The sequence below is a fragment of the Streptomyces sp. NPDC002176 genome (assembly GCF_044903645.1).
In the GTDB taxonomy this organism is placed as follows: Bacteria; Actinomycetota; Actinomycetes; order Streptomycetales; family Streptomycetaceae; genus Streptomyces.
The window spans coordinates 345,409-370,492 of record NZ_JBJDQW010000002.1 but is presented as its reverse complement, the minus strand read 5'-3'; the positions used below and the strand labels follow the sequence as shown (position 1 = coordinate 370,492).

The following is a 25,084-nucleotide window of genomic DNA, read 5'->3' as shown; positions in this document are numbered from 1 at the left end:
GCGCGGTCCCATCCGTCCCCTGGTGAATTTCTCCGACGAGCACCGTCCATCCGCCGGACGGGGCCCTCCGGGGAATGGTGTCAGATCAACGGCGGAGCACGGGCTGGTGCCCCGACGCTCGTCCCCCGAAACCCGGACCCCGGCATCGGTCGTCCCCCGTGTTCGGGGACGACCGCCCCCAACCCTACCGGCCCTTATGTACGAAGGTCAGTGCTCAGGTGACTCAACTGCCGCCGATGTGACCAGTTCTGTCAGGACTCCATGGCAATCCTTGGGGTGCAGGAAGGTGATCCGGGACCCCATGGAACCGATGCGGGGCTCGTCGTACAGGACGCGTACGCCCTTGTCGCGGATGTCCGCGGCGTCCGCGTCCACGTCCGCCGTGCCGAAGGCGATGTGGTGGACGCCCTCGCCGTTCTTGGCCAGCCACTTGCCGACCGCGGAGTCCGCCCGCGTCGGCTCCAGCAGCTGGAGGTAGGAGGCGCCGCCGTCCGAGGTCTCGTTGATCTTGAGCATGGCCTCGCGCACGCCCTGCTCCTCGTTCACCTCGGTGTGGAACACCTCGAAGCCGTAGGTCGTCCGGTAGAACTCGACGGTGGTGTCGAGGTCGTGGCAGGCGATCCCGATGTGGTCGATTCGCGTCAGCATGGTTTCAGTGCAGCGCCCCGGAGGTGGTTACGCAACGTGCGCGCGATCACACCGTAAGAGCGGTGACGGGCTCCGGTGACGGTCAGTACATTCGAAGTAAACCCTCGTTCACTCCTCGGCTGTGCAGGCCGGTAACCGGTAAGGGGATCGCAGCTCATGTCTTCTGGAACGACCACCTCAGTGATCGTCGCGGGCGCTCGGACGCCCATGGGACGGTTGCTCGGTTCGCTGAAGTCCTTCTCGGGTGCCGACCTGGGCGGTTTCGCCATCAAGGCCGCCCTCGACCGCGCCGGGATCAGCGGCGACCAGGTCCAGTACGTGATCATGGGCCAGGTGCTCCAGGCGGGTGCCGGTCAGATCCCGGCCCGCCAGGCGGCCGTCAAGGCCGGTATCCCGATGAACGTCCCGGCGCTCACCGTCAACAAGGTCTGCCTCTCCGGTCTGGACGCGATCGCGCTGGCCGACCAGCTCATCCGCGCGGGTGAGTTCGACATCGTGGTCGCGGGCGGCCAGGAGTCCATGACCAACGCCCCGCACCTGCTGCCCAAGTCCCGAGAGGGCTTCAAGTACGGCGCGATCGAGATGCTGGACTCGATGGCCCACGACGGGCTGACCGACTCCTTCGAGAACATCGCCATGGGCGAGTCGACCGAGAAGCACAACACCCGCCTCGGCATCGGCCGGGCCGCGCAGGACGAGATCGCCGCGCTGTCCCACCAGCGGGCCGCCGCCGCGCAGAAGAACGGCCTGTTCGAGGCCGAGATCACCCCGGTGGAGATCCCGCAGCGCAAGGGCGACCCGGTGCTGTTCAGCAAGGACGAGGGCATCCGCGGGGACACCACCGCCGAGTCGCTCGGCCGCCTGCGGCCCGCCTTCGCCAAGGACGGCACCATCACCGCCGGGTCCGCCTCGCAGATCTCCGACGGCGCCGCCGCGGTGGTCGTGATGAGCAAGGCCAAGGCAGAGGAGCTGGGCCTGGAGTGGCTGGCGGAGATCGGCGCGCACGGCAATGTCGCCGGTCCCGACAACTCGCTGCAGTCCCAGCCCTCCAACGCCATCCACCACGCGCTGGGCAAGGAGGGGCTGACCGTCTCCGACCTCGACCTCATCGAGATCAACGAGGCGTTCGCGGCGGTCGCCGTGCAGTCAATGGACGACCTCGGGGTGTCCACGGAAAAGGTGAACGTCAACGGCGGCGCCATCGCCCTCGGTCACCCGATCGGCATGTCCGGCGCCCGGCTGGTGCTGCACCTGGCGCTGGAGCTGAAGCGCCGGGGCGGCGGCGTGGGCGCGGCCGCGCTGTGCGGTGGCGGCGGCCAGGGTGACGCGCTGATCGTGCGGGTACCTCGGGCCTGAGGTCCTTCTTTCCGACGGTGTGAGTGAACGGAGCAGTTTGATGCGGGACGTCTCCTCTCTGGTGGCCGAGGCCAGGGAAGGCCGGCCCCGGGCCGTGGCCCGGTTGATTTCCCTGGTCGAGGGGGCGTCCCCGCAGCTCCGGGAGGTGATGGCGGCACTCGCCCCGTTGACCGGCAACGCCTACGTGGTCGGTCTGACCGGCTCGCCCGGCGTCGGCAAGTCCACCTCCACCTCCGCGCTGGTCACCGCGTACCGCAAGCAGGGCAAGCGGGTCGGCGTCCTCGCCGTCGACCCGTCCTCGCCGTTCTCCGGGGGCGCGCTGCTCGGCGACCGGGTGCGGATGTCCGACCACGCCTCCGACCCCGGCGTCTACATCCGCTCCATGGCCACCCGCGGCCACCTCGGGGGGCTCGCCTGGGCCGCCCCGCAGGCGATCCGGGTGCTGGACGCGGCGGGCTGCGACGTGATCCTGGTCGAGACGGTCGGCGTCGGCCAGTCCGAGGTGGAGATCGCCTCCCAGGCGGACACCAGCGTGGTGCTGCTGGCGCCGGGCATGGGCGACGGCATCCAGGCGGCGAAGGCCGGAATCCTGGAGATCGGTGACGTCTACGTCGTCAACAAGGCCGACCGGGACGGCGCCGACGCCACCGCCCGCGAGCTGAACCACATGCTCGGCCTCGGCGAGGCCCGCGGCCCTGGTGCCTGGCGCCCCCCGATCGTCAAGACGGTCGCCGCCCGCGCCGAAGGCATCGACGAGGTCGTGGAGGCCCTGGAGAAGCACCGGGCCTGGATGGAGGAGCACGCCGTCCTCGCCGAGCGCCGCCGCGCCCGTGCGGCCCGCGAGGTCGAGACCATCGCGGTCACCACCCTCCGCGAACGCATCGGCGACCTCCACGGCGACCGCCGCCTCTCCGCCCTCGCCGACCGCATCGTCACCGGCGACCTCGACCCGTACCGCGCGGCGGACGAACTGGTCGAGGGTCTTACCCAGGGCTGAGGCCCGCTGCTAGCTTGACCGGCATGTTCCTCCTCCTGGCATAGAGCGCACCCCTCGCGCCCGCGCGGCTCCCCACCGGAGCCCCGCGCGGCGCACCGGTGCCCTCGTCCCGCCTCCCGTGAGGAACCCCGCGCATGTCCGCGCCCGCTTCCGCGCGCCCCGCCGCGCCGTCCTACGCCGCCGTCCTCCGCGTCCCGCACGCCCGCCGCACCTTCGCCACCGCCCTGGTGGGCCGCCTGTCCTACGGGACGGTCCCGCTCTCGCTGCTGCTCGCCACCCAGCGCGCCACCGGCTCGTACGCGGCCTCCGGCGCGGTGCTCTCCCTGTACGGCGCCGCCGTGGTCCTCCTGACCCCGGCCCGCGCCTCCCTGGTGGACCGGCACGGCGCCCGGCGCGCCCTGTTTCCGCTGGCCGTCGCCCACGGGGCACTGCTCGGCGTGCTCGCCGCGCTCACCTGGCGGCCGGGCGCACCGGTGCCGCTGATCGGCGCCGCCGCCGTCCTCGCGGGCGCCTGTGCTCCGCCGCTGGGGCCGACCATGCGGGCGGTGTGGTCCGCACTCCTCGCCGACCGGGATCTGCTGCGGCGTGCGTACAGCCTCGACGGGGTCGCCGAGGAGCTGCTGTTCGTGTCCGGTCCCGCCCTGGTGGGCGTCCTGATCGCCTGCACGGCCCCGGCGTCCGGGGTGCTGCTCGGGGCGCTGCTCATGGTCGTGGGGACCGCCGCCTTCGTCACCTCCCCGGCGATGACGGGGCCCCGGCCCCGGCCCCGGCCCCGGACCGGGGGCGGTCGGCGTCGCGGTGGCGTACGGGGGCTCGCGGCGCCGGTCGCGGTGGCGGCGGGGACGGGGCTCGCCCTCAGTGGGGTGGAGCTGCTGGTGCTGGCCCATGTCGGCGAGCACTCCGGCGACACCGACCTGGTCCCCTGGGTGCTGGGCGCCCTCTCGGTGGGCAGCGCGCTGGGCGGGCTGGCTAACGGGGCGATCGACTGGCGCGGCTCCGCCCGGTCCCGTCTCCTCGGCTTCGCGGTGGCCCTCGGCCTGACGATCGCGGTGGCGGGACTGGCGCCCGGCGTGCCGACACTCGCGGTGGCCATGACGGCTGCGGGTGCCTTCATCGCCCCGGCGCTCACCACGGCCTACCTGCTGGCGGACGAGTCGGCGCCCGCGAGCGACCGCACCCGGGCCGGGGCCTGGGTGAACATGGCGGTCAACGCGGGCAGTTCGGCCGGGGGCCTGACCACCGGCGCCCTCCTCGGCCACCTTCCCCTGCCCCTCTGCTTCGCCCTGACGGGTGCCACCGCGCTGGCCTCGGCCGCAGTGGCCCTGGTGAGCGGGAGCCGGAAGGACCTCGCGGAGGCGTGAGCCGCGGACGCCTGTCCCCGGCCCCGGACAGCCGAGCGCCCCGCCCCCCCTCGCGCCGGTGCGGTGCGTCGGGTGGGCGGGGCGGTCACCTCGCATCAGGTGAGCGGGCGCGCGGGATCGCCGCGGGCCCGGTGGGCGGCTACGGGCGGCCGCGTTGGTCGCGGAGGTGCTCCGCGATGGGCTTCAGGGACTTGTCGAGGTCCTGGAGGGCGTCGGGGGAGAGGAGGTCGATGAAGTGGCGGCGGACGGAGGCCACATGGTGCGGGGCCACCTTCCGCATCGTCTCCAGACCGTGCTCGGTCAGGACGGCGAAGAGGCCGCGCCGGTCCGACTCGCAGTTCTCCCGGCGGACCAGGTCCGCGTTCTCCATGCGCGTGATCTGATGCGAGAGGCGGCTCTTGGACTGCATGGTCGCGCCCGCCAGGTCGCTCATCCGCATCCGCATGTCTTCCGACTCGGACAGATTGACGAGGATCTCGTAGTCGTTCATCGTCAGGCCGAACGGCTGTAGATCCTTTTCGAGCTGGTACGTCAACAGCCTGTTGACCTCCAGGTGGGTGCGCCAGGCGCACTGCTCCGCATCGGTCAGCCAGTGCGTGGCCGTCTCGGTCTCCATGAATGAAGTCTACCTAAGAAGTTGAATGGCGAACTACTCTGGGTGATGTGACTGTGCGCACGCGTTCGACGTCACACTCCGCAGACTACCGCTCACAGCCCGAAGCGACGCTGGAGGTCTCCCAGCTGTCCGGGAAGGCGCGGTACCCCGGAAGCCCCCGTTCCGGGCCCCATCGGCCCCGCTGCGCCCCCTCCGGGTACCCCCGGCTCGGACGGAACAGCCCCCGTCGGCTGCTCGGCCATCAACGTCTCGCTGGACTGGAGCAGCACCGTCCCCGCACCCGTGAACTCGAACTGGTGCTCCTCCCCGGAAGCCCCGCCGATCCCCGTCATCGCACGTAGACCGCCCATCACGCCGGTGAGATAGGAGTGGTCGTAGTGATGGCAGGGGGAGGGGCAGTCGGCCCAGCCGACCAGGGCCTGCGGGTCCACCCGGATCGGCGGCTCCATGAAGACCACCGGGCCGTTCGAGGCGGCGACGAACTTTCCGGTTCCGATGAGCGTCAGAAACCCCGGCACGATCGACTGTTTGAGTGCCAAGCTTGGCTGAAAAGCGATCAAGTTGCCCGCGCGAACGGTCAGGTTGCCCTGATCCAGATCGTATGAATTCACGTCGAAGGCCCGGTCGGCGAGGAGCATCTTGCCCGAGCCCTCCGCCACCACCCAGTCGCTCGCGTGCAGTGGCGAATGGAACGAGGTCCGCACCAGCCGGTCCAGCCGGCCGTGCCCGATGCCGTTGAAGTCGATCGACCCGTAGTAGGCGATCATCTTCCCCTTCTGCAGGAACCACTGGCTTCCCTTGAGCTCCACGCAGAAGGTGTACGGGTTCACGTTGTCGTCGACGGGGAGCGTCATCGGGTCGAAGACCACCGGACCGGCCGCCGGGCCCCCCGCGCTCGCGTAACTGCTCACAGCTTCTCCTCCGACGCCTGGACGTACACCGTGCCGCTGCCGCTCAGCTCCAGCTGGAACGCCTCGCCGGAGCCGCGGCCCACCATGTCGCGCCAGCCCAGCGCGGTGGACAGCTTGTTGCGCACGTCGCCGTGATGGGCGACGTACGCCTGGGGGTCGACATGGACCGGGCGCTGCGGGGTGATCGGCACCTCGAAGACCCCGCCGTGCGCCATCACCGCGACCGCGCCATGGCCCTGGAGGGTGGTGGTGAACAGGCCCTGGCCGGTCGCCTGGCCGCGCACCAGGCCCATCACCCCGCCCTGCGAGCCGAGGAACATGGTGCCCTGCCGGAGCGAGCCCTCGAAGGCGAGCAGCCGGTCCGCCTCCACGTACAGGGTGTCGCCGGTGAGGGTGATGACATGGACGTGGTGCCCGCCGTGCCCGAACAGGACCGTGCCGCTGCCCTCCACCGTCATCAGCGGAGCCGCCTCCCCGGCCACCCGGCGCCCGAGCATCGACATGACCCCGCCCTGGCCGCTCTGCATGTTCGGGGTGAAGGACACCTCGCCGGTGTACGCCAGCATCGCCCCGCGCTGGCTGAACAGCCGCTGCCCCGGCGCCACCCGGGCCTCGACCATCTTGGAGTTGATCTCCCGCAAGCTCATCTCACAGATCCCCCGCGATCGTGTTCCGCTCGCTGGGCTGCACATAGACCAGCCCGTCGCCCTCGAAGCGGATCTGGAACGCCTCCCCGCCGCCCTCGCCCATGAGGGTGCGGAAGGTGACGCCGGACTGGAAGGACTGCCGGACGTTCCCCTGGTGCGCGATGTAGGCGCCCGGGTCGACGGTCAGCGGGTACTGCGGGCTGACCCGGAGCACCACCGCGGGACCGTCGGACAGGATCGCGGCCTGCCCGGTGCCCTCCACGGTCGTGGTGAAGAGGCCGTTGCCCTGCGAGGCGCCGCGCAGCCCGGTGAAGCTGGTGCCCGTGCGCAGCCCGCCGTCGGTCGCCAGCAGGTTGCTCGACTCCACGTACAACGTGTCGCCGCGCAGGCCGACGAGATTGATCTCGGACGCCCGGTCCGCGAACCAGCAGGTCCCCTGTCCCCTCACCTCCATCACCGTCATCTGCTCGCCGGTGATGCGCCGCGTCACCATCCCGCGCAGCCCCTCACCGCCGCCGCTCAGCTTCTTGAAGGCCATCTGTCCGTCGTACGCGACCATCGAGCCGTTCTTCGCCTTCACGGCGTCCCCGGTCACGTCGACGGCGAGGACCTTGCTTCCCTGCAGTCGGAACATCGCCACCCCGTGAAAGTAGCCTCCGGCCGGGTGGAGAGAACAGGGCCCCTGGGTGGAGAACGACCCTGAGCACACCCCTAGGGGCATTGTTTGCCACAATGGAGCAAGCTTGTGCTTCCGTTCACAAAGCGGATCATGAGCCCCCCCGCCCTCCGCCAAAGTTCCCCCGAAGGTGACCCGTGGACCTCAAGACCGCATCCGCCATCCGCCGCCTCCGCCTGGTCTCGGCGCCGGAGGCCGTGTCCTTCCTGATCCTGCTGCTGTGCTCGGTGCTGAAGCGGACCACGGACTTCAACGCGGTCCCCGTGATGGGCGCGATCCACGGTGTGCTCTTCGTCCTGTACGTGATCTTCTGGCTGGACGCCTGGAACCGGACCAAGTGGAGCTTCGGCACCGCCGCCCTCTACTTCGTCCTCTCGGTCCTGCCCACCGGCGGCTTCTTCGCCGAGCGCAAGCTGCGCCGCGAGTCCGAGAACGCCGTCATCGCGGCCCGCGCCCGCGAGGAAGGAACCGTGAACGCATGATCGTCGCCTTCTCCGTGACGCCCCTCGGCGTCGGCGAGGACGTGGGGGAGTACGTCGCCGACGCCGTCCGCGTGGTCCGCGAGTCCGGGCTGCCGAACCGCACCGACGCCATGTTCACCTCCATCGAGGGCGAGTGGGACGAGGTCATGGACGTCGTCAAGCGCGCCGTGGCCGCCGTCGAGGCCCGCGCGCCCCGCGTCTCGCTCGTCCTCAAGGCCGACATCCGCCCCGGCGTCACCGACGGCCTCACCTCCAAGGTCGAGACGGTCGAACGCCACCTCGGCTCCTAGGGCGTATGCCGAAAGCCCGGCGCGCGCAGCCGCCGCGTCGGGCCGTTCGCGTACGCCCGGAACGAGGGCGGCCCTCCGCCGTGCGACGTAGGTCCGCTGCCGTGCGACGTAGGTCCGCCGCCCGATGTGGCAGGGCGCCGTACGCCCTAGCCTCCCCGCATGACGGCAGTCGATTCTCGTCCCAGCGGTCCCCGTAGCCCCGAGCGGCGCAAGCGCGAGGCGCTCGAACGCCTCGAGCGCGACAACGACGTATGGGTCGCCACGGCCGACGCCACCGGCGAGCCGTGCCTCGTCCCGCTGGCCTACTGGTGGGACGGCGCGGCGGTGTGGCTGGCCACCCGCGACACCAACCCCACCGGCCGCAACCTGCGCTCCACGGGCCGGGTCCGGCTCAGCTTCGGCCACACCCGCGACGTGGTCCTGGTCCACGGCACCACGCGCACGCTGACCCGCGAGGAGCTTCCCGCCGAGGTCGGGGACGCCTTCGCCGCCAAGGACGGCTGGGACCCCCGCGAGGACCACCCCTCGTACGTCTTCTTCCAGGTCACCCCGCATGTGCTGCAGGCGTGGGGAACGGTCTCCGAGATGGCCGGGCGAACCCTGATGCGCGACGGGAAATGGCTGGTCTAGGCGTCCGCCGGACGGTCCTCCGTCAGCCTCCCGACGCCAGGGCCATCCCCAACGGGGTCCGCTCGTACAGCACTTGGTGCCCGTACCGGCGGGACGTCAGCAGGCCGCTCTCGCGCAGGACCGTCAGGTGGGACGAGACGGAGGACGGGGCGAGGTCCAGGCGGTGGGCCAGGGCCGTGGTGGAGGCCGGGTCGTCCAGGGCCGCCAGTACCGCAGCGCGGTTGCGGCCCAGCAGGCGTACCAGCGCCTCGGGGGTCCGGGCGCCCGGCTCGGCCCACAGGCCGCCCACCCCGCGCGCCGGATAGACGAGCGTGGGCTGCCACGGCGGGTCGAAGCCGGTGATCACGTCCGGCCAGCAGAACACGCTCGGCATCAGCACCAGGCCCCGCCCGCCGAGCCTGCGCTCGTACACCCCGCCCGGCAGGGTCAGCGTGCGGCCGTCCCAGCTCAGCCGCGCGTCCAGCTCGGGCAGCAGCGTGCCGAGCCCGACCTCGGCGAGACGGCGCGAGTGGAAGGCCACGTCCGCCTCCAGCAGCGCCCGCAGCCGGGGCCACTCCGGCTCCACCAGCACCCGCCAGGCCACCTCCACGGCGTCCGCCAGCTCCCGCACCATCCGCACCGGGTCCGCCAGCCACGCCCGGCCCTGCTCCGAGTCGAGCGCGCCCGGGGTGCAGGCCAGCGAGCGGGCGGTGTCCGCGCGGGCCGCCTCCGGATCGGCCGCCCGTACCGCCGCGATCTCCTCCTCGAAGGTGGCCGCCGGACCGATCGGCGGCGCCCCGAGCCAGTCCGGGGAGTGGCCCCGGCGCGGCATCAGCAGCCAGAGCGGAGCGAGGTCCAGACTGGCCGCCGCGTCACGGATACGGCGCAGCCACGGGACGTGATAGCCGTGCCGGTCCGGGCGGCGCAGCGTGCGCACCGCGTCCTGCGTCTCCCACAGCGGGGACACGGCGAAGCGGCAGTTCAGGAAGTCGTCCTCGCCGAAGTGCATCTGCGAGGCCACGGCGTCCCCTCCCGGACATTCGGCTGGAGCCGAAACTCTACGTCGCCCGGCCCGGCCCCCGGCAGGCTGCCCGGCATGTCCGCACCGCCCAAGGCCCCGGCACCCGCCCGCACGGGATACCGCCACGTCCTCGCCGTCCCCGAGTTCCGCGCCCTCTTCGCCGCCCATGTGCTGTCCCTGCTCGGGACGGTCGTGGCCGAGATCGCGCTGTCCGTCCTCGTCTACGACCTCACCGGCTCGCCCCTGATGAGCGCGCTCGCCTTCGCGGCCGGTTTCCTGCCCTACGCCCTCGGCGGCACTCTGCTCGCCCCCGTCGCCGACCGCTTCCCGGCCCGGCGGGTGCTGGTGGTCTGCGACCTGGTGTGCGCCGCGTGCGTGGCGGCGATGGTGACGCCGGGCGCGGGCGTCGGCGTGCTGCTGGCGCTGCGCTGCTGCGTCGCCGTCGTCTCCCCGGTGTTCTCCGGCACCCGGATGGCGACCCTCGCGGACGTCCTCGGCGACGGCGACGCCTTCGTGCTCGGACGGTCCCTGATCCGGATCGTCTCGCAGAGCGCGCTGCTGGCCGGGTACGGGCTCGGCGGCCTGCTGCTGACCGCCGTCAGCCCCCGGCACGCCCTGCTGATCACCGTCGGCACCTTCCTCGCCTCGGCCATCCTGCTCCGCCTCGGCACGCGGCGCCGTCCGGCCCGGCGACGGCCGGAGCAGGTGAAGGGGGGCGGCACCCTCGCCCTCCTGCGGAACCGGCGTGTACTGGTGCTGCTCCTCGTCTTCTGGGTGCCCGCGATGTTCCTCGTCGTCCCCGAGGCGCTCGCCGCGCCCTACTCCGACACGCTCGGCGCGGGCTCCACCGGACTGGGCCTGCTGATGTGCGCGCTGCCCGTCGGCACGGTCGCCGGGGAGCTGTTCGCGGGGGCGCGGCTCGGGCAGGCCACCCGTGAGCGGATCGTGCTGCCGCTGCTCTGCCTCGCCGTCCTGCCGTACCTCGGCTACGCCCTGCGCCCCGGACTCTGGCCCTCCCTGCTGCTCCTGGCGCTCGCCGGGGCGTGCTCGGCGTACACCCTCGGGCTCGACCAGTGGTTCGTACGGGCGGTGCCGGAGGAGCTGCGCGGGCGGGCGATGACGCTGCTGAGCGCCGGGCTGATGACGATCCAGGGGGTGGGCATGGCGCTGGCGGGCGTGGGCGCCGAGGTCATCGGGGTGCGGGCGGCCGTGGTGGCGGCGGGAGTGGCGGGCACGGTGTGCTGTACGGCGCTCGCCGTGGCGTGCCGGGTGACCGAAAGCCGAGACGGGGCTGCCCGCGATATGACCGGCCGGTAGGGTCTGATGACGTGCCCAAGCCTCTCAGTCTCCCCTTCGACCCCATCGCCCGTGCCGACGAGCTCTGGAAGCAGCGCTGGGGAAGCGTGCCGTCGATGGCCGCGATCACCTCGATCATGCGGGCCCAGCAGATCCTGCTGGCCGAGGTCGACGCCGTGGTCAAACCGTACGGGCTGACCTTCGCGCGCTACGAGGCGCTGGTGCTGCTCACCTTCTCCAAGGAGGGGGAGCTGCCCATGTCCAAGATCGGCGAGCGGCTGATGGTCCACCCCACCTCGGTGACCAACACGGTGGACCGCCTGGTCAGGACCGGCCTGGTCGCCAAGCGCCCCAACCCCAAGGACGGCCGCGGCACCCTCGCCGTCATCACCGACAAGGGCCGCGAGGTCGTCGACGCCGCCACCCGCGACCTGATGTCCATGGACTTCGGCCTCGGCGCCTACGACGCGGAGAGCTGCGCCGACATCTTCACCCTGCTCCGCCCGCTGCGGGTGGCGGCGGGGGACTTCGAGGACGCCTGACCTGCGGGTCCTCGCGGGGGCCACCCTGGGGCAAGATCTCCCGGAACGCGTGGTTACGCTCGTACGCATGAAGAAGAGCGTGCTGACCCGCTACCGGGTGATGTCCTACGTCACCGGTGTGCTGCTGGTCCTGCTGACCCTGGGCGTGATCGCCAAGTACCTGCTCCACCTGAACGGCGCCGGCGACTTCACGCGGATCATCGGCATCGCCCACGGCTGGCTGTACGTCGTCTACCTGGTCTTCGCCTTCGACCTGGGCTCCAAGGCGAAGTGGCCGGTCGGCAAGCAGCTCTGGGTACTGATCGCGGGCACCATCCCGACCGCCGCGTTCTTCGTGGAGCGGAAGATCAGCCACGAGCTGGAGGCCAAGGTCGCGCAGCCGTCCCCGGCGGCCGTCAAGGCGTAACCGGAACCGCCGTACGTACTCGTACGGCGGTTTCCCATCGACATTTACTAGGACGTCCAAGTAAATTCGATGGTATGGACGCTCACGCGATCGAAGAAGGCCGCCGGCGGTGGCAGGGTCGGTATGACCGCGCGCGGAAGCGCGACGCGGATTTCAGCACGTTGTCCGGGGACGCGGTCGAGCCGGTGTACGGGCCCAGGCCGGGGGACGTGTACGAGGGGTTCGAGCGGATCGGGTGGCCGGGGGAGTACCCGTACACGCGCGGGCTGCACGCGACCGGGTACCGGGGGCGTACCTGGACCATCCGCCAGTTCGCCGGGTTCGGCAACGCGGAGCAGACCAACGAGCGGTACAAGATGATCCTCGCGGCGGGCGGCGGGGGTCTGTCGGTGGCGTTCGACATGCCGACGCTGATGGGCCGCGACTCCGACGACCCGCGCTCGCTCGGCGAGGTCGGGCACTGCGGGGTGGCCATCGACTCGGCCGCCGACATGGAGGTCCTGTTCGGGGACATCCCGCTCGGTGACGTCACCACCTCGATGACGATCAGTGGCCCCGCCGTCCCCGTCTTCTGCATGTACCTGGTCGCCGCCGAGCGCCAGGGCGTCGACCCGGCGGTGCTGAACGGCACGCTGCAGACCGACATCTTCAAGGAGTACATCGCCCAGAAGGAGTGGCTCTTCCAGCCCGAGCCGCACCTGCGCCTCATCGGCGACCTGATGGAGCACTGCGCGGCGGGCATCCCCGCCTACAAGCCGCTCTCCGTCTCCGGCTACCACATCCGCGAGGCCGGTTCGACGGCCGCGCAGGAGCTGGCGTACACCCTCGCGGACGGCTTCGGGTACGTCGAGCTGGGCCTCTCCCGCGGTCTCGACGTGGACGTCTTCGCACCCGGCCTCAGCTTCTTCTTCGACGCCCACCTGGACTTCTTCGAGGAGATCGCCAAGTTCCGCGCCGCCCGCCGCATCTGGGCCCGCTGGATGCGGGACGTGTACGGGGCGAAGACCGACAAGGCGCAGTGGCTCCGCTTCCACACCCAGACCGCCGGGGTCTCGCTGACCGCGCAGCAGCCGTACAACAACGTCGTCCGCACCGCCGTGGAGGCGCTCGCGGCCGTGCTCGGCGGCACCAACTCGCTGCACACCAACGCCTTGGACGAGACCCTCGCGCTGCCCAGCGAGCAGGCGGCGGAGATCGCGCTGCGCACGCAGCAGGTGCTGATGGAGGAGACCGGCGTCGCCAACGTCGCGGACCCGCTGGGCGGTTCCTGGTACATCGAGCAGCTCACCGACCGCATCGAGGCGGACGCCGAGAAGATCTTCGAGCAGATCAAGGAGCGGGGCCTGCGCGCCCACCCCGACGGGCAGCACCCCATCGGCCCCATCACCTCCGGCATCCTGCGCGGCATCGAGGACGGCTGGTTCACCGGCGAGATCGCCGAGTCCGCCTTCCGCTACCAGCAGTCCCTGGAGAAGGGCGAGAAGCGGGTCGTCGGCGTCAACGTCGCCACCGGCTCCGTCACCGGCGACCTGGAGATCCTCCGCGTCAGCCACGAGGTCGAGCGCGAGCAGGTCCGCGCCCTGGCCGACCGCAAGGCCGCCCGCGACGACACGGCCGTACGCACGTCCCTCGACGCCATGCTGGCCGCCGCCCGCTCCGGCGCCAACATGATCGAGCCCATGCTGGAAGCGGTCCGCGCGGAGGCCACCCTCGGCGAGATCTGCGGGGTGCTGCGCGACGAGTGGGGGGTGTACACCGAGCCGGCCGGGTTCTAGAGCCCGTCTCGTGGCTCCCGCGAGCCCCGGGCCGCGTCAACTCGCCGGTCGCCCCGGCGGGGTGAGGTCCGGGGCCGGGGCGGACAGGCCCAGGAGCAGGATGTGGGTGAAGCCCCGTGCCCACTCCTCGTCCGCCGGTTTGCCGCTGACCAGGGTGCGGTGGACCACCGCGCCCGCCGCCATGTCGAAGATCAGGTCGACCGTGCGCGCGGACTCCTCCGGGTCGGCTTCCGGCGGGAGTTCGCCGCGCTCCTGGGCCCGCGCCCGCCCGGCGAGCACCAGCCGCTTCTGCCGCTCCACGATCGAGGTGCGCACCCGCTCGCGCAGGGCGTCGTCGCGCGTGGACTCCGCGACCACGCCCATCAGCCCGCACTTGGCCTCCGGACGGTTCAGGATCGCCGCGAACTGGAGCACCACGCCCTCGATGTCGGCCGCCAGTGAACCCCGGTCGGGCAGCACCAACTCGTCGAACAACTCCGCGACCGCGTCCACCACCAGCTCGTGCTTGCCCGACCAGCGGCGGTAGAGCGTCGTCTTCGCCACCCCGGCCCGCGCGGCCACGTCCGACAAGGTGAGCCCGGACCAGCCCAGTTCCACCAGCGACTCCCGCGTGGCGGCCAGGATCGCGGCATCCGCGGCGGCACTGCGCGGGCGCCCGGTACGACTGGCGGGGGTGCGGCTCTGCATGGACACGACCCTAATGGGCGACGCCGTCCCCGTCGTGAGGGAGATCACCGGAAACCGCTGTCGCGGAACCCCCCACTGCTATTACGCTACGACTCGTAGCGAAAGCTCGTGACGGACGTACACGGGCGACGACCACTGGCGTGGGGTGGGGACCCGGCGCCGACCCGCGATCGCCGACCACGATCGCTTTTTTCCTTCATACGCCGGAACGGGGGAGGATAGACGCATGCAGCCACGGAACATGTCCATGAGCGGCGTCGTCGACCTCGCCGCGGTGAAGGCGGCCCAGGAGGCCAAGGCCAAGGCGGAGCAGGCGCGCGCCGAAGCCGCCCGCCATGGCGGCGCCGGTGCGGTGTCGCCGGCCGACCTCGTCATCGACGTCGATGAGGCGGGCTTCGAGCAGGAAGTCCTCCAGCGCTCCGCCGAAGTCCCGGTCGTCATCGACTTCTGGGCCGAATGGTGTCAGCCCTGCAAGCAGCTCAGCCCGGTGCTGGAGCGGCTGGCCGTCGAGTACGACGGGCGCTTCCTGCTCGCCAAGGTCGACGTCGACGCCAACCAGATGCTGATGCAGCAGTTCGGGGTCCAGGGGATTCCGGCCGTCTTCGCGGTCGTCGCGGGGCAGGCGCTCCCGCTCTTCCAGGGCGCGGCCGACGAGCAGCAGATCCGGGAGACCCTCGACCAGTTGATCCAGGTCGCCGAACAGCGCTTCGGCCTGACCGGTCTGACCGTCGACCCGGACGCGGTTCCGGGCGCCGCCCCCGCGGCCGAGGCGCCGGAGGGGCCGTACGACGCCCTGCTGGCGGCCGCGGTCCAGGCGCTGGACGCGGGTGACCTGGGCGGTGCCGTCCAGGCGTACAAGAACGTGCTCAACGACGACCCGGCCAACACCGAGGCCAAACTCGGTCTCGCGCAGGCCGAGTTGCTCCAGCGGGTCCAGAACCTCGACCCGCAGGCGGTGCGCAAGGACGCGGCCGAGAAGCCCGGCGACGCCGACGCCCAGATCGCCGCCGCCGACCTGGATCTGGTGGGCGGTCATGTCGAGGACGCCTTCGGCCGTCTCATCGACACCGTGAGCCGTACGGCCGGTGACGACCGGGACGCGGTGCGCCGTCGGCTGCTGGAGCTGTTCGAGGTCGTGGGCGCCGACGACCCGAGGGTGGTGGCCGCGCGCAGGGCGCTTGCGCGGGCGCTGTTCTGACTCCGTGTCGGACGACGGGGCGCGTGATGCCGGGCTCGCCGAATGGCCGATCTGATGCCTGAGAGATCACGCTTTACCAAAACTTGGTAAACCCGCCTGCTGTTACTGCGAGTAAGCCAGAGCCGTTGATCTGTCCGGCTTGGTCCGGGGTTCAACGGCTTTGCTCTGCCCAGTGATGGCACGGTCTGTCGCCCTCCGAGACCAGTGGGTCGTTGTTCGGTTATCGCGCCGTTACTAGCCGGTAACGGCGCCCCTTGTGCGGGCGGCGAGAATGCACCACGATCGGCCACGCTCGGTCCATTTCCGCACCCCGGCAACCGGTCGGGAAGCGGGAGACTCTGGGTCCCCACCGAGCAGAGCCGGCGGCAGTGGCGCCGGCTCTGGGGCAGGGGGGTCTTCGCCGTCCCGGTGAAGCCTGTCCCGAAGGTTGTGCGTGATGTGCGTCAGGCGCGACCAGTGGTTGTCGCTCGGGGGTGAACGCCGGTTGTTCGGGCGCGGGTTCGTGCCGAAGAGCACGGGCGCTCCCCTTCCCGAGGACGTAGCACTTCTCCCATCCCTGCCCGGCCGAGCCGCCCGATGGGGCGATTCCGGGACAGGAGATGTACGTCCGAGAAGGAGGAAATATGGAGTCCCAGGTGCGTGGCGGGACCAGATGGAAGCGCTTCGCTGTGGTCATGGTGCCCAGCGTCGCCGCGGCAGCGTGTGTCGGTGTGGGTCTCGCGCAGGGTGCCCTCGCGGCGTCCTTCAGCGTCTCCGGCCAGGAGTTCAAGGTCGGCGCCCAGCATCTGCACGGTGAGGGCTTCGCCCAGTACGGCGGTATCGACAGCGGTTACACGACGACCGAGGGCAAGGACAAGACCGTTCGTCCGGTCGCGATCTCCTCGTTCGACACCGCCGAGATCACCAAGATGTGCCAGTCCGTCAAGACGGAGATTCCCCTCATAGGGAAGACGATCTACCTCCGTCTGGACGCCGGACCGGACGACAAGCACAAGGTCGAGGCGAAGAACCTCTACATCGACGTCGCCCAGCTCGACGCCAATGCGGAGTTCCACAACATCGACATCGGTGTCGCGGTCAAGGACAAGACCCGTGGCCCGGCCGTCAAGGACCAGTCCACCCTGCCGGGCGGCTTCGCCCAGCAGGCGGAGTCGGCCGACCTCTACGGCGTCGAGCAGACGGCGTGGGCGACCACGGCGGGCACCTTCAAGCTCAACGGCCTGAAGATGCGCCTCGGCACCGACGCCAAGATGGAGTGCTACTGACGGCTCCGGCCCCCGGGCCATTCCCGGCCGGCTGAGCCGTGACCGGGAGGGGGCGGGGGAGCGCGAGCTTCCCCGCCCTCTGTCCCGTCGCTCCACCCCGGTCCGGTGCCGCGCACCGGGCCCCACACCGCAGACTCACACCTTCCGGCTTCTCCACGCATACGGCCTAGCCGGTATGAACTACCACCGGACCCAGGGAGCTGTTTTCCATGAGTGCCGAGACTCCGGTCCAGAGCGTCGGGAATTTCACCCGGCTCCGCCTGCGATTCCGTGACTGGCGGGGTGGCCGGCCGTTCTGGGCGGGTCTGTTCACCTTGCTCGGCGGACTGCCGATCGCCTACTTCCCCTACGCCACGCTCAAGCTGGGCACCATGGCGGTCTCCATGGCGACCACCGCGGGCGCCGGTTCGCTGATCATCGGGATTCTCCTGGTCACCCTTGGCCTGACCATGTGGTTCCAGCAGGCCACCCGGATCTTCGCGGGCGTCGCGGCGATCCTGCTGGCGCTGGTGTCCCTGGTGGTCTCCAACATCGGTGGCTTCATCGTCGGCTTCGTACTGGCAATGCTCGGCGGGGCGTTGTCCATCGCCTGGGCGCCGGCCAGGAAGGCGGCCCCGGTCACCGGGGAGGCCCCGGCCGACGGCACCACGGGGTACGTCCCGGCTCCGCGCGCGGGCGACGAGCACGCCCCGCTGTCCGAGGGCGCAGCCGCGCAGAGCGCCCGGACCGACGACTCCAACGGGGGGTACCGTGTCGGCTGACGAGGCCCGCGGTCAGAACGCGGCGACGACGCCGGAGCAGGAGAGAACCGGGCCGCGCCACGCCGCCCAGCGCAAGCCGCTGATGACCCGGCTGCACATGCCGGCCGGCAAGGCGATAGCCATGGCCGCGATGCCGACGGCCGTGCTCATGGGCATGGGGTTCACGCCGACGCTGGCCGTCGCCCGTGACCAGCCGCCCAACGCGAAGCTGGCGGACGAGTACAAGGACTGCGTGGCCGCCCTCGACGGCGACCAGGCCGACGCGTCGGCCAGCCCCTCACCGTCCGCGAGCGAGTCCAAGGACGCCAATGACGACGGCGCCAAGGACGACAAGGACGCCAAGGGCACCGAGGGTGACAAGGGCGCCCAGGACGACGGCGCCAAGCCCGGCAACGCCTCCTCGTCGGATTCAGGTTCCGACGACGACAAGGCCGCCCCCGAGCCCGCGCCCTCCTCCTCCAAGCCCGCCGCCGTGTCCTCCGCGAAGCCCTCCGCCGCCGAGTCGCCCTCGGCGAGTGCGAAGGACCCCGTGGGCGGGGTGCTCGGCTCGCTCGGGGACGCGATCGGCGACGTGCTGACCGGCGGGAAGAAGTCCCCCACGCCGTCGGCGACTTCGACGCCCTCCGCGCCCGCGCCCTCCGCCTCGGCGTCCTCGGCGCCCTCCGCCTCCGCCACCGCCGGGGAGACGGAGAAGCCCGCCACCAAGCCCGGCGCCAAGGCCCCGGACACCCCGGCCCCCGGCGCGTCCGAGGGCTCGGAGAAGGCCACGGAGAGCCCCGAGGCGTCCGCCTCCGAGTCCGCCACGCCCAGCCCCTCCGCCAGTGCCTCCGCCGACGCGGAGGACTGCGAGAAGGCCACCGACGCCGTCGGCGGCGTGGACAACAAGGTGCTGCTCCCGGACGACCCCTGGTTCCTCAACGCCAGCTCCCTGTGGCTCAAGGGTGCCGATTACAAGGGGATCGTGGAGGTGCGGACCTCCAGCGGCAAGACCAAGAAGGTGCTGAAGTACGTCATCTCCGGCGGCACCGAGATCGGCGACCTGCACCAGACGGTCAAGGACAAGGCCAGCGGCAAGACGTACCACGTACAGGCGGGCAAGGGCACGACGTCCACGATCACCGGTGGCCAGACCGTGATGTACACCGAGAGCATCTCAGGCAAGCTGCTCGGTCTGATCCCGCTGACCTTCAGCCCGGACAGCCCGCCGCCGCTGAACCTTCCCCAGATCTTCTTCACCGATGTGACGGTCCGTCAGGCAGGCCAGTTCGGCGGCACGCTGACCGTCCCCCACCTCCACCAGTACATCGACTGAGAGCCGGTACCGAGAACCCTTCCGGGAGCCGCACAGAGCCGTGGCCCGGTCCCCCTCCAGCCGAGGGGGACCGGGCCACGGTCATGCCGCGGGGTACGTCAGTTGCGGTCGCCGCCGCCCACGTGGTGCACCCGGACCATGTTGGTGGTGCCGGGGACACCGGGGGGCGAACCCGCGGTGATGACGACCGTGTCGCCGTCGTTGAAGCGGCCCAGCTTGGCCAGCTCCTGGTCGACCATGTCGACCATCTCGTCCGTGGTGTTCACGAACGGCACCACGTGCGACTCCACGCCCCAGCTCAGCGTGAGCTGGTTGCGGGTGCCCTCGTCCGTGGTGAACGCCAGGATCGGCTGGGCCGCGCGGTAGCGGGACAGCCGACGCGCGGTGTCACCGGACTTGGTGAACGCGATCAGGCCCTTGCCGCCCAGGAAGTCCGCGATCTCCGCGGCCGCACGGGCCACCGAACCGCCCTGCGTGCGCGGCTTCTTGCCCGGCACCAGCGGCTGGAGGCCCTTGGAGAGCAGCTCCTCCTCGGCCGCCTTGACGATCTTCGACATCGTCTTGACGGTCTCCACCGGGTACGCGCCCACGCTGGACTCGGCCGACAGCATGACCGCGTCCGCGCCGTCCAGGATCGCGTTGGCCACGTCGGACGCCTCGGCGCGGGTCGGCCGGGAGTTGGTGATCATCGACTCCATCATCTGGGTCGCCACGATCACCGGCTTGGCGTTGCGGCGGCACAGCTCGATGAGGCGCTTCTGCACCATGGGGACCTTCTCGAGCGGGTACTCGACGGCGAGGTCACCACGGGCGACCATCACGCCGTCGAACGCCATCACGACGTCCTCCATGTTCTCGACCGCCTGCGGCTTCTCCACCTTGGCGATCACCGGGACCCGGCGGCCCTCCTCGTCCATCACCTTGTGGACGTCCTGCACGTCCTTGGCGTCCCGGACGAAGGAGAGCGCGACCATGTCGCAGCCCATGCGCAGGGCGAACCGCAGGTCCTCGATGTCCTTCTCGGACAGCGCGGGCACGTTGACGGCCGCGCCTGGCAGGTTGATGCCCTTGTGGTCGGAGACGACACCGCCCTCGATGACGATCGTCCTGACCCGCGGACCCTCGACGTCCACGACCTTCAGCTCGACGTTGCCGTCGTTGATGAGGATCTGGTCGCCGCGCGAGACATCGCCCGGCAGGCCCTTGTACGTGGTGCCGCAGATCTGCTTGTCGCCCGGCACGTCCTCAGTGGTGATGACGAACTCGTCACCGCGCTCCAGCTCCACCGGACCCTCGGCGAAGGTCTCCAGCCGGATCTTCGGGCCCTGGAGGTCGGCCAGCACGCCGATGGCGCGCCCGGTCTCCTTGGCGGCGGCCCGGACGCGGTCGTACCGCGCCTGGTGCTCGGCGTGGGTGCCGTGACTGAAGTTGAAACGGGCCACATTCATGCCCGCCTCGATCATGGCGACGAGCTTGTCGTGGGAGTCGACCGCGGGGCCGAGAGTACAGACGATTTTCGAACGGCGCATGAGGCGATCCTATCGGTTTGTTTCACTGCGGAATATTCCGGCCGGCGGAGTTACAAATGGGCGGACAGGCGCTCAGGCGTGTTACTGCGGTGTATTGCTCAGCTGTCCTTTCCGCTGATGTTCCCGCTCACGGTCCGACCAGTGCGTAGGTCTGGGTGGCGATCTCCAGTTCCTCGTCGGTCGGCACCACGGCGACCGCCACCCGGGCGTCCGCGGGCGAGATGAGCCGCGGCTCGCCGCTCCGTACGGCGTTCAGCTCCTCGTCCACGGCCAGGCCCAGGCCGGTCAGGCCCGCGACCGCCGCCGAACGCACCGCCGCCGCGTTCTCCCCGACCCCGGCCGTGAACGCGACCGCGTCCACCGAGCCGAGTACGGCGTAATAGGCGCCGATGTACTTCTTGATGCGATGAATGTAAATGTCGAAGGCGAGGGCGGCCGCTTCGTCGCCCTCGTCGACACGGCGCCGGATCTCCCGCATGTCATTGTCCCCGCACAGACCGAACAGACCGCTCCTCTTGTTGAGAAGAGTGTCGATCTCGTCCATGGACATATCCCCGACACGGGCCAAATGGAAGATGACGGCCGGGTCCAGATCACCGGACCGGGTGCCCATGACCAGCCCCTCCAGCGGGGTCAGCCCCATCGAGGTGTCCACGCACCGGCCGTGCTCCACCGCCGAGGCGGACGCCCCGTTGCCCAGGTGCAGCACGATCACGTTCACCTCCTCCGGCGCCTTGCCGAGCAGCCGCGCGGTCTCCCGCGACACATAGGCGTGCGAGGTGCCGTGGAAGCCGTAGCGGCGGATGCGGTAGCGGTCGGCGATCCTCGGGTCGATCGCGTAGCGCGCTGCGGATTCCGGCATCGAGGTGTGGAACGCGGTGTCGAAGACGGCGACCTGGGGCAGGTCGGGGCGCAGCGCCATGGCGGTGCGGATGCCGGTCAGGTTGGCCGGGTTGTGCAGCGGGGCGACCGGGATCAGCCGCTCGATCTCGGTGAGCACCGAGTCGTCGATGACGGTGGGCTCGGTGAAGAACATCCCGCCGTGCACCACCCGGTGCCCGATCGCGGCCAGTTCGGGGGAGTCCAGGCCGAGGCCGTCGCGGGCCAGTTCCTCGGCGACCGCCTTCAGCGCGGTCTCGTGGTCGGCGATCGGCCCGCTCTGCTCACGGGTCTCGCCGGTGGCCAGCGGGGTGTGGCGCAACTGGGAGGTCTGTTCCCCGATGCGCTCCACCAGGCCCACCGCGAGACGGCTGCTGTCCCGCATGTCCAGCAGCTGGTACTTCAGCGACGAGGAGCCGGAGTTGAGGACGAGTACTCGGGTGGGGGTCACTGCTGGGAAGCCTTTCCGGTGGGCGCCTGCGCCTGGATCGCGGTGATCGCGACGGTGGTCACGATGTCCTGGACCAAGGCGCCGCGCGAGAGGTCGTTGACCGGCTTGCGCAACCCCTGGAGGACCGGGCCGACCGCGATCGCCCCGGCCGAGCGCTGCACGGCCTTGTAGGTGTTGTTGCCCGTGTTGAGGTCCGGGAAGATCAGCACGCTGGCCTGGCCGGCCACCTCCGAGCCGGGCAGCTTGGTCGCGGCCACGGCGGCGTCCACGGCCGCGTCGTACTGGATCGGCCCCTCGATCTTCAGGTCGGGCCGGTGCTCGCGGGCCAGTTCGGTGGCCTCGCGCACCTTGTCGACGTCGGCGCCGGAGCCGGAGGTGCCGGTGGAGTACGACAGCATGGCGATCCTCGGCTCCACGCCGAACTGCGCGGCCGTCGCCGCCGACTCCACCGCGATGTCCGCGAGCTGCTCGGCGTTCGGGTCGGGGTTGACCGCGCAGTCGCCGTAGACCAGCACCTTGTCGGCCAGGCACATGAAGAAGACCGAGGAGACGATCGCGGAGTCCGGCTTGGTCTTGATGATCTCGAAGGCGGGGCGGATGGTGGCCGCCGTGGAGTGCACCGAGCCGGACACCATGCCGTCGGCCAGGCCCTCCTGCACCATCAGGGTGCCGAAGTAGTTCACGTCGGAGACCACGTCGTAGGCCAGCTCCACCGTGACGCCCTTGTGGGCGCGCAGGGCCGCGTACTTCTCGGCGAAGGAGTCGCGCAGTTCGGAGGTGGCCGGGTCGATGAGCTGGCAGTCGCCCAGGTCGATGCCGAGGTCGGCGGCCTTCTTGCGGATCTGGTCCTCGGGGCCGAGCAGGGTCAGGTCGCACACGCCCCGGCGCAGCAGCACCTCCGCCGCGTGCAGGACGCGTTCCTCGGTGCCCTCGGGCATGACGACCCGGCGCTTGTCGGAGCGGGCCTGCTCCAGCAGCTTGTGCTCGAACATCATCGGGGTGACCCGGCCGCCGCTGGGCGCCGAGACCCGGCGGGCCAGGTCGGCGGTGTCCACGTACCGCTCGAACAGGCCGAGCGCGGTCTCCGCCTTGCGCGGGGTGGCGGCCGTCATCCGGCCCTCCAGGGAGAACAGCTGCCCGGCGGTGGGGAAGCTGGTGCCCGCCACCGAGAGCACCGGGGTGCCGGGGGCGAGACGGGCGGCCAGGGTGAGGATCTCCTCGCTCGGCACCTCGTTCAGGGTGAGCAGCACCCCGGCGATGGGCGGGGTGCCCGCGCTGTGCGCGGCCAGTGAGCCGACGACCAGGTCGGCGCGGTCGCCCGGGGTCACGACCAGGCAGCCGGGGGTCAGGGCGGCGAGGAAGTTGGGCAGCATGGCGCCGCCGAAGACGAAGTCCAGCGCGTCGCGGGAGAGGCCGGAGTCGTCGCCGAGCAGCACCTTGGCGCCCAGCGCGTGCGCGATCTGCGAGACGGTCGGCGCCGACAGGGCGGGCTCGTCGGGCAGCACGTAGCAGGGCACCGGCATGCGGTCGGTGAGCCGGTCGGCGATCTCGTCGCGGTCCTCGCGGGCGGCCCGGTTGGCGACCATGGCGAGCACGTCGCAGCCGAGTCCGGCGTAGGCGCGGTAGGCGTTGCGGGTCTCGGCGAGCACCGACTCGGCGGACTGCTCGCGGGCGCCCACCACCGGGAGCACGGACGCGCCGAACTCGTTGGCGAGGCGGGCGTTGAGCGCCAGCTCGTCGGGGAGCTGGGTGGCGGCGAAGTCGGTGCCGAGGACGAGGACCACGTCGTAGTCGCGGGCGACCAGGTGGAAGCGGTCGACCAGGGCGGAGACGAGTTCGTCGGTGCCGCGCTCGGCCTGGAGCGTGGACGCCTCCTGGTAGCCCATGCCGTAGACGGTGGCGGGGTCCTGGCCCAGCCGGTAGCGGGAGCGCAGCAGCTCGAAGAGGCGGTCGGGGCCGTCGTGCACCAGGGGGCGGAACACCCCGACCCGGTCGACCTGCCGCGTCAGCAGCTCCATGACCCCCAGGTCGACGACCTGACGGCCGTCCCCCCGGTCGATCCCGGTCACGTACACGCTGCGTGTCACGCGTGCTCTCCGATCCTTGCTCGTACGCCGTCCGCCGGTGCCCGTACGCCGTCCGCCGGTCCTGGGCGTCGCCTGTCACAAAAATCGCCCACCCGAGGTGAGCGGAACCCTCTTGACAATACCTCCGGGCCTGGATAAGGCGCCCGTCAGCCCTTCGGCGCTGGTGGGGGCGGTGGTCGTCGCCTGTTCGGCGGCCGTGAAAGAATCGGAGCGGCTCACCGGTACCCACAGCGAGCAGGAGACACAGCACGATGCGCATCGGAGTTCTCACCGCAGGCGGCGACTGCCCCGGCCTGAACGCCGTGATCCGGTCGGTCGTGCACCGCGCCGTGGCGCACTACGGCGACGAGGTCATCGGCTTCGAGGACGGCTACCGGGGTCTGCTCGACAGCCACTACCGCTCCCTGGACCTGGACGCCGTCAGCGGCATCCTGGCGCTCGGCGGCACCATCCTCGGCTCCTCCCGCCTGGAGCGCGACCGGCTGCGCGAGGCATGCGAGCGGGCCACCGACATGGCCGAGGAATTCGGCATCGACGCGCTGATCCCGATCGGCGGCGAGGGCACCCTGACGGCCGCCCGCATGCTGTCCGACGCGGGTCTGCCGGTCGTCGGTGTGCCGAAGACCATCGACAACGACATCTCCGGCACCGACCGCACCTTCGGCTTCGACACCGCCGTGGGCGTGGCCACCGAGGCGATGGACCGCCTCAAGACCACCGCCGAGTCCCACCAGCGGGTGATGGTCGTCGAGGTCATGGGCCGCCACGCGGGCTGGATCGCGCTGGAGTCCGGCATGGCCGCCGGTGCCCACGGCATCTGCCTGCCCGAGCGGCCCTTCGACCCGGCCGACCTGGTCAAGATGGTCGAGGAGCGGTTCGCGCGCGGCAAGAAGTTCGCCGTGATCTGCGTCGCCGAGGGCGCCCACCCGCTCGACGGCACGATGGACTACGGCAAGGGCGACATCGACCAGTTCGGTCACGAGCGCTTCCAGGGCATCGGCACCGCCCTCGCCTACGACATGGAGCGCCGCCTCGGCAAGGAGGCCCGCCCGGTCATCCTCGGCCACATCCAGCGCGGCGGCACCCCCACCGCATACGACCGCGTCCTCGCCACCCGCTTCGGCTGGCACGCCGTGGAAGCCGCCCACCGCGGCGAGTTCGGCGGCATGACCGCACTGCGCGGCACGGACATCGCGATGGTCCCGCTGGCGGAGGCGGTCACCGAGCTGAAGACGGTCCCGGTGTCCCGGATGGACGAGGCGGAGTCGGTCTTCTAGCCGTC

25 protein-coding genes are annotated in these 25,084 nt (G+C 71.0%); 15 read left to right on the top strand and 10 right to left on the bottom strand.

Annotated features, from left to right (window positions below; genetic code table 11):
• Positions 1 to 207: 207 nt before the first annotated feature.
• Positions 208 to 648, bottom strand: coding sequence for a methylmalonyl-CoA epimerase (mce, locus tag ACI2LY_RS09880; RefSeq protein WP_404706740.1), 441 nt, complete (start codon positions 646 to 648; stop codon positions 208 to 210).
• A 156-nt stretch (positions 649 to 804) separates the two neighbouring features.
• On the opposite strand from mce, the gene ACI2LY_RS09875 reads away from it, so the two are divergent.
• The 3 genes from ACI2LY_RS09875 (at position 805) to ACI2LY_RS09865 (ending at position 4,362) form a co-directional block, all read left to right on the top strand.
• A complete protein-coding gene (locus tag ACI2LY_RS09875; RefSeq protein WP_404706739.1) occupies positions 805 to 2,004 on the top strand; it encodes an acetyl-CoA C-acetyltransferase in 1,200 nt (399 codons plus the stop codon).
• A 40-nt stretch (positions 2,005 to 2,044) separates the two neighbouring features.
• Positions 2,045 to 3,001 (top strand): methylmalonyl Co-A mutase-associated GTPase MeaB, encoded by a 957-nt coding sequence (meaB, locus tag ACI2LY_RS09870; RefSeq protein ID WP_393912701.1) that lies wholly within the window; start codon positions 2,045 to 2,047, stop codon positions 2,999 to 3,001.
• Positions 3,002 to 3,135: 134 nt separating this feature from the next.
• Entirely contained in the window at positions 3,136 to 4,362 is a 1,227-nt protein-coding gene (locus ACI2LY_RS09865; protein WP_404706738.1) for an MFS transporter, read from the top strand.
• Between the two features lie 139 nt (positions 4,363 to 4,501).
• Here ACI2LY_RS09865 and ACI2LY_RS09860 read toward each other — a convergent pair whose 3' ends face one another.
• The 4 genes from ACI2LY_RS09860 to ACI2LY_RS09845 form a co-directional block, all read right to left on the bottom strand.
• The gene (locus tag ACI2LY_RS09860) at positions 4,502 to 4,978 is read right to left on the bottom strand and encodes a MarR family winged helix-turn-helix transcriptional regulator (RefSeq protein ID WP_086695678.1); all 477 of its coding nucleotides are present in this window, start codon (positions 4,976 to 4,978) and stop codon (positions 4,502 to 4,504) included.
• Positions 4,979 to 5,070: 92 nt separating this feature from the next.
• Positions 5,071 to 5,832, bottom strand: coding sequence for an AIM24 family protein (locus ACI2LY_RS09855; RefSeq protein WP_404707300.1), 762 nt, complete (start codon positions 5,830 to 5,832; stop codon positions 5,071 to 5,073).
• A 53-nt stretch (positions 5,833 to 5,885) separates the two neighbouring features.
• The gene (locus tag ACI2LY_RS09850) at positions 5,886 to 6,536 is read right to left on the bottom strand and encodes an AIM24 family protein (protein ID WP_404706737.1); all 651 of its coding nucleotides are present in this window, start codon (positions 6,534 to 6,536) and stop codon (positions 5,886 to 5,888) included.
• 1 nt (position 6,537) lies between these two features.
• On the bottom strand, positions 6,538 to 7,170 hold the full coding sequence (locus ACI2LY_RS09845) for an AIM24 family protein (RefSeq protein ID WP_388995323.1): 633 nt from the start codon (positions 7,168 to 7,170) through the stop codon (positions 6,538 to 6,540).
• Between the two features lie 179 nt (positions 7,171 to 7,349).
• On the opposite strand from ACI2LY_RS09845, the gene ACI2LY_RS09840 reads away from it, so the two are divergent.
• From ACI2LY_RS09840 to ACI2LY_RS09830, 3 genes are all read left to right on the top strand, one after another.
• Positions 7,350 to 7,694 carry a DUF3817 domain-containing protein gene (locus ACI2LY_RS09840; protein WP_399566290.1) on the top strand — a complete coding sequence of 115 codons (345 nt, stop codon included), beginning with the start codon at positions 7,350 to 7,352 and terminating at the stop codon, positions 7,692 to 7,694.
• Positions 7,691 to 7,984: an MTH1187 family thiamine-binding protein gene (locus ACI2LY_RS09835; protein WP_030816030.1), complete on the top strand. Its 294-nt coding sequence runs from the start codon at positions 7,691 to 7,693 to the stop codon at positions 7,982 to 7,984. Before ACI2LY_RS09840 ends, ACI2LY_RS09835 begins: the two co-directional genes overlap by 4 nt.
• Before the next feature lie 159 nt (positions 7,985 to 8,143).
• Positions 8,144 to 8,614 (top strand): pyridoxamine 5'-phosphate oxidase family protein, encoded by a 471-nt coding sequence (locus ACI2LY_RS09830; RefSeq protein WP_404706736.1) that lies wholly within the window; start codon positions 8,144 to 8,146, stop codon positions 8,612 to 8,614.
• Between the two features lie 22 nt (positions 8,615 to 8,636).
• On the opposite strand, the gene ACI2LY_RS09825 is transcribed toward ACI2LY_RS09830, so the two are convergent.
• Positions 8,637 to 9,614 carry a DUF5937 family protein gene (locus ACI2LY_RS09825; RefSeq protein ID WP_404706735.1) on the bottom strand — a complete coding sequence of 326 codons (978 nt, stop codon included), beginning with the start codon at positions 9,612 to 9,614 and terminating at the stop codon, positions 8,637 to 8,639.
• 75 nt (positions 9,615 to 9,689) lie between these two features.
• Between ACI2LY_RS09825 and ACI2LY_RS09820 the strand changes: the two genes are divergently transcribed.
• The 4 genes from ACI2LY_RS09820 to ACI2LY_RS09805 all read left to right on the top strand — a co-directional run bounded on the left by ACI2LY_RS09820 (position 9,690) and on the right by ACI2LY_RS09805 (position 13,633).
• The gene (locus ACI2LY_RS09820; protein WP_404706734.1) at positions 9,690 to 10,931 is read left to right on the top strand and encodes an MFS transporter; all 1,242 of its coding nucleotides are present in this window, start codon (positions 9,690 to 9,692) and stop codon (positions 10,929 to 10,931) included.
• Positions 10,932 to 10,942: 11 nt separating this feature from the next.
• On the top strand, positions 10,943 to 11,452 hold the full coding sequence (locus ACI2LY_RS09815) for a MarR family winged helix-turn-helix transcriptional regulator (protein ID WP_393912706.1): 510 nt from the start codon (positions 10,943 to 10,945) through the stop codon (positions 11,450 to 11,452).
• Between the two features lie 67 nt (positions 11,453 to 11,519).
• Entirely contained in the window at positions 11,520 to 11,858 is a 339-nt protein-coding gene (locus ACI2LY_RS09810) for a DUF3817 domain-containing protein (RefSeq protein ID WP_086695602.1), read from the top strand.
• 74 nt (positions 11,859 to 11,932) lie between these two features.
• Positions 11,933 to 13,633: a methylmalonyl-CoA mutase gene (locus tag ACI2LY_RS09805; protein ID WP_404706733.1), complete on the top strand. Its 1,701-nt coding sequence runs from the start codon at positions 11,933 to 11,935 to the stop codon at positions 13,631 to 13,633.
• A gap of 36 nt (positions 13,634 to 13,669) precedes the next feature.
• Here the strand turns inward: ACI2LY_RS09805 and ACI2LY_RS09800 are convergent, their stop codons facing one another.
• Positions 13,670 to 14,320 carry a TetR/AcrR family transcriptional regulator gene (locus tag ACI2LY_RS09800; protein WP_404706732.1) on the bottom strand — a complete coding sequence of 217 codons (651 nt, stop codon included), beginning with the start codon at positions 14,318 to 14,320 and terminating at the stop codon, positions 13,670 to 13,672.
• 226 nt (positions 14,321 to 14,546) lie between these two features.
• Between ACI2LY_RS09800 and ACI2LY_RS09795 the strand changes: the two genes are divergently transcribed.
• The 4 genes from ACI2LY_RS09795 (at position 14,547) to ACI2LY_RS09780 (ending at position 18,856) form a co-directional block, all read left to right on the top strand.
• Positions 14,547 to 15,518 carry a tetratricopeptide repeat protein gene (locus ACI2LY_RS09795; protein WP_404706731.1) on the top strand — a complete coding sequence of 324 codons (972 nt, stop codon included), beginning with the start codon at positions 14,547 to 14,549 and terminating at the stop codon, positions 15,516 to 15,518.
• A gap of 623 nt (positions 15,519 to 16,141) precedes the next feature.
• Positions 16,142 to 16,783, top strand: a complete 642-nt coding sequence (locus ACI2LY_RS09790; protein ID WP_393912710.1) for a DUF6230 family protein — start codon at positions 16,142 to 16,144, stop codon at positions 16,781 to 16,783.
• Positions 16,784 to 16,992: 209 nt separating this feature from the next.
• Positions 16,993 to 17,544: a DUF6114 domain-containing protein gene (locus tag ACI2LY_RS09785; RefSeq protein WP_404706730.1), complete on the top strand. Its 552-nt coding sequence runs from the start codon at positions 16,993 to 16,995 to the stop codon at positions 17,542 to 17,544.
• Complete coding sequence (locus ACI2LY_RS09780; RefSeq protein WP_404706729.1) at positions 17,534 to 18,856, top strand: hypothetical protein; 1,323 nt, start codon at positions 17,534 to 17,536, stop codon at positions 18,854 to 18,856. The genes ACI2LY_RS09785 and ACI2LY_RS09780 overlap by 11 nt, the downstream gene beginning before the upstream one ends.
• A 98-nt stretch (positions 18,857 to 18,954) precedes the next feature.
• Here ACI2LY_RS09780 and pyk read toward each other — a convergent pair whose 3' ends face one another.
• The 3 genes from pyk to pta all read right to left on the bottom strand — a co-directional run bounded on the left by pyk (position 18,955) and on the right by pta (position 23,802).
• Positions 18,955 to 20,385, bottom strand: a complete 1,431-nt coding sequence (pyk, locus tag ACI2LY_RS09775; protein WP_404706728.1) for a pyruvate kinase — start codon at positions 20,383 to 20,385, stop codon at positions 18,955 to 18,957.
• A gap of 127 nt (positions 20,386 to 20,512) precedes the next feature.
• Complete coding sequence (locus tag ACI2LY_RS09770) at positions 20,513 to 21,715, bottom strand: acetate kinase (RefSeq protein WP_404706727.1); 1,203 nt, start codon at positions 21,713 to 21,715, stop codon at positions 20,513 to 20,515.
• On the bottom strand, positions 21,712 to 23,802 hold the full coding sequence (gene pta / locus ACI2LY_RS09765) for a phosphate acetyltransferase (protein WP_404706726.1): 2,091 nt from the start codon (positions 23,800 to 23,802) through the stop codon (positions 21,712 to 21,714). The genes ACI2LY_RS09770 and pta overlap by 4 nt, the downstream gene beginning before the upstream one ends.
• Positions 23,803 to 24,053: 251 nt before the next feature.
• Between pta and ACI2LY_RS09760 the strand changes: the two genes are divergently transcribed.
• Complete coding sequence (locus tag ACI2LY_RS09760; RefSeq protein ID WP_388995275.1) at positions 24,054 to 25,079, top strand: ATP-dependent 6-phosphofructokinase; 1,026 nt, start codon at positions 24,054 to 24,056, stop codon at positions 25,077 to 25,079.
• The last annotated feature ends 5 nt before the right edge of the window (positions 25,080 to 25,084 follow it).

Coding starts and splice junctions, on each gene's coding strand:
- mce (WP_404706740.1), bottom strand. CDS start 648: ATGCTGACGCGAATCGACCACATCGGGATCGCCTGCCACGACCTCGAC.
- ACI2LY_RS09875 (WP_404706739.1), top strand. CDS start 805: ATGTCTTCTGGAACGACCACCTCAGTGATCGTCGCGGGCGCTCGGACG.
- meaB (WP_393912701.1), top strand. CDS start 2,045: ATGCGGGACGTCTCCTCTCTGGTGGCCGAGGCCAGGGAAGGCCGGCCC.
- ACI2LY_RS09865 (WP_404706738.1), top strand. CDS start 3,136: ATGTCCGCGCCCGCTTCCGCGCGCCCCGCCGCGCCGTCCTACGCCGCC.
- ACI2LY_RS09860 (WP_086695678.1), bottom strand. CDS start 4,978: ATGGAGACCGAGACGGCCACGCACTGGCTGACCGATGCGGAGCAGTGC.
- ACI2LY_RS09855 (WP_404707300.1), bottom strand. CDS start 5,832: ATGACGCTCCCCGTCGACGACAACGTGAACCCGTACACCTTCTGCGTG.
- ACI2LY_RS09850 (WP_404706737.1), bottom strand. CDS start 6,536: ATGAGCTTGCGGGAGATCAACTCCAAGATGGTCGAGGCCCGGGTGGCG.
- ACI2LY_RS09845 (WP_388995323.1), bottom strand. CDS start 7,170: ATGTTCCGACTGCAGGGAAGCAAGGTCCTCGCCGTCGACGTGACCGGG.
- ACI2LY_RS09835 (WP_030816030.1), top strand. CDS start 7,691: ATGATCGTCGCCTTCTCCGTGACGCCCCTCGGCGTCGGCGAGGACGTG.
- ACI2LY_RS09830 (WP_404706736.1), top strand. CDS start 8,144: ATGACGGCAGTCGATTCTCGTCCCAGCGGTCCCCGTAGCCCCGAGCGG.
- ACI2LY_RS09820 (WP_404706734.1), top strand. CDS start 9,690: ATGTCCGCACCGCCCAAGGCCCCGGCACCCGCCCGCACGGGATACCGC.
- ACI2LY_RS09810 (WP_086695602.1), top strand. CDS start 11,520: ATGAAGAAGAGCGTGCTGACCCGCTACCGGGTGATGTCCTACGTCACC.
- ACI2LY_RS09805 (WP_404706733.1), top strand. CDS start 11,933: ATGGACGCTCACGCGATCGAAGAAGGCCGCCGGCGGTGGCAGGGTCGG.
- ACI2LY_RS09800 (WP_404706732.1), bottom strand. CDS start 14,320: ATGCAGAGCCGCACCCCCGCCAGTCGTACCGGGCGCCCGCGCAGTGCC.
- ACI2LY_RS09795 (WP_404706731.1), top strand. CDS start 14,547: ATGCAGCCACGGAACATGTCCATGAGCGGCGTCGTCGACCTCGCCGCG.
- ACI2LY_RS09790 (WP_393912710.1), top strand. CDS start 16,142: ATGGAGTCCCAGGTGCGTGGCGGGACCAGATGGAAGCGCTTCGCTGTG.
- ACI2LY_RS09785 (WP_404706730.1), top strand. CDS start 16,993: ATGAGTGCCGAGACTCCGGTCCAGAGCGTCGGGAATTTCACCCGGCTC.
- pyk (WP_404706728.1), bottom strand. CDS start 20,385: ATGCGCCGTTCGAAAATCGTCTGTACTCTCGGCCCCGCGGTCGACTCC.
- ACI2LY_RS09760 (WP_388995275.1), top strand. CDS start 24,054: ATGCGCATCGGAGTTCTCACCGCAGGCGGCGACTGCCCCGGCCTGAAC.